The sequence below is a fragment of the Nocardioides pelophilus genome, assembly GCF_014180685.1.
GTDB classification, from domain to species: Bacteria; Actinomycetota; Actinomycetes; order Propionibacteriales; family Nocardioidaceae; genus Nocardioides; species Nocardioides pelophilus.
The window spans coordinates 1-1,960 of sequence record NZ_JACEHF010000293.1; the positions used below are offsets into that span (position 1 = coordinate 1).

Consider the following 1,960-nt stretch of genomic DNA (forward strand, 5'->3'; position numbering starts at 1 on the left):
GGCGACGACGGTGTGGTCCGGGTGCGGGTCGACGGCAGCGGCACCGTCGGCCCCGACGGGAGGTTCCGGCTGCTGGTCAGCACGGTCGACGGCGACCCGGTCACGCTCGGCAGCTACCTCGGCGCCGCCGCGCACGTCTCCGGGTTCCGGACCGACGGCGCCCGCGACGGGGTCTTCGTCCACGTGCACCCGTACGGCGTGCCCGAGCCCACCGAGGACGGCACCCTGCTGACCTTCCACACCACCTTCGAGGAAGCCGGCGACTACCTGCTCTTCGTGCAGGTGCGGGTCGACGGCATCCTGCACACGGTGCCGGTCAGCGCGACCGTCGACGCCGGTTGAGAGACCGGCGACGCCGGTTGAGGTGCGAGGCCGCCCGCGGCCGAGCCTCGAAACCTAGTCGACCTGGACCGTCAGCGACGTGACCGGGTTGTCGAACTCGTCCACGCGCAGGCTCACCTGCACCTCCCACTCTCCCGGCGTGGGGAAGGTGACCGGGGCCACGAACGTGCCGACGCCGGTGGGCGTGACTGACACCGCGCCGAGGTCGAGGTCGGGTCCCCGGAGCGAGACGTCCGGGCGCGCGTGCAGGTCGACCGGCTCCCCCGCCAGGTCCTGCACCTGCACCAGCAGCTGCCGCTGACGGCCTTCGGTGGCGTCCAGGACGGCCAGCACCTGCAGGTCGCCCACGACCACGCGGGCGACGTTCGTGGGCGGCGCAGCCGGGGTCGAGGCCGCCACTGCACGGGGCGGCTGCTCCACCAGGAAGCCGGTGACCCCGAGCAGGCCGACCAGCAGCAACGCCTCGATCGCGACCACCCGGCGCACGCCGTACGTCGCCCTCCGGCGCGCCTCGTGGGCGCCCTCGGTCACCCGCGGGAGGAGCCGGAACCGGTTCCAGGCAGCGACCGCTGCGACGACGAGGGCGATGCCGACCTTGACGAGGAGCAGGCGACCGTAGGTCGTGTCCACCAGACCGCTCCAGGAGCCGAGGATCCGCCAGCCGAGGAGCACCCCCGCGCCCGCCAGCACGGCGAGCAGGCCGGCCGCCACCGTAGAGAAGCGGGCGAGCAGCAGCGCGCCGTCGCGCTCGCGGCCGGCGAGCGAGGGCAGCACCACCACGAGTCCCACCAGGCCGCCGAGCCAGACCGCGCCGGCCATGAGGTGGAGCGCGTCGGTCAGGACCAGCAGCGACACCGGCTCGTAGGCACGGGTGTGGCCGACCAGCGCCGGGGACCACACCGCCAGGCCCGCCCCGATGTCACCGGCGAGCGAGGGGGTGGGCCGGCCGGCCAGCGCCGCAGCCAACCCCAGGCCGATCACCTGGAGCACCAGGACGGTGAGGTCGTCGCCGACCAGGGCCGGGTCCAGCGATCCGGTCTCGAGGACGCCGCCCGGCCCGGCTCCCCTCTGGTAGGCCCCGGAGACCGGTACGGCGAGCGCCGCCGCCGCGACCGCCGCGACCGAGGAGCCGCGCAGGAGCCGGACCAGGCGCCGTCGTACGGGATCGAGCAGGCGGACGCCGCGCGACGTCCAGGAGAGGAAGATCGTGAGACCGCCGGCGAGCAGCAGCGCGACGTAGGACACCGCCTGCACACCGCTGGCCACGCCTCGCATCGTGGCGTCGTCGGTCGTGGGGGCGACGCGCGGCGGCGCGACGGTCTCGCTCGGAGCGCCGACGTGGAAGGTCAGCGAGCCGGCGATCGGATGCCCGTCGGAGGACACCACCCGCCAGGCCACGACGTAGGTGCCGTCGTCGAGCCCGCCGGGGAGGTCGACGGTCACGACCTCGTCCCGGGCGCCGGCGTCGGTCTCGAGCGGGTCGCCCGAGGCGTCGTAGGCCTGGATCCCGTCGCCCACCACGGACACGGGCTCGTCGAAGGTCAGCGTGACCGTCTCCGGGGCGGCGTCGACCACGGCGCCCTCGGCCGGGTCGGAGGAGACCAACGAGGCGTGCGCC

At 74.8% G+C, this 1,960-nt stretch carries 2 protein-coding genes; one reads left to right on the top strand and one right to left on the bottom strand.

Annotated elements, in window-relative coordinates; all coding sequences use genetic code 11:
- Positions 1-342: DUF8832 domain-containing protein (locus H0488_RS23090; RefSeq protein WP_512698552.1), on the top strand; the 342-nt coding region annotated here is incomplete at its 5' end.
- A 54-nt stretch (positions 343-396) separates the two neighbouring features.
- On the opposite strand, the gene H0488_RS24820 is transcribed toward H0488_RS23090, so the two are convergent.
- The coding region (locus H0488_RS24820) for a copper resistance CopC/CopD family protein (RefSeq protein ID WP_183101515.1) at positions 397-1,960 on the bottom strand (1,564 nt) is incomplete at its 5' end.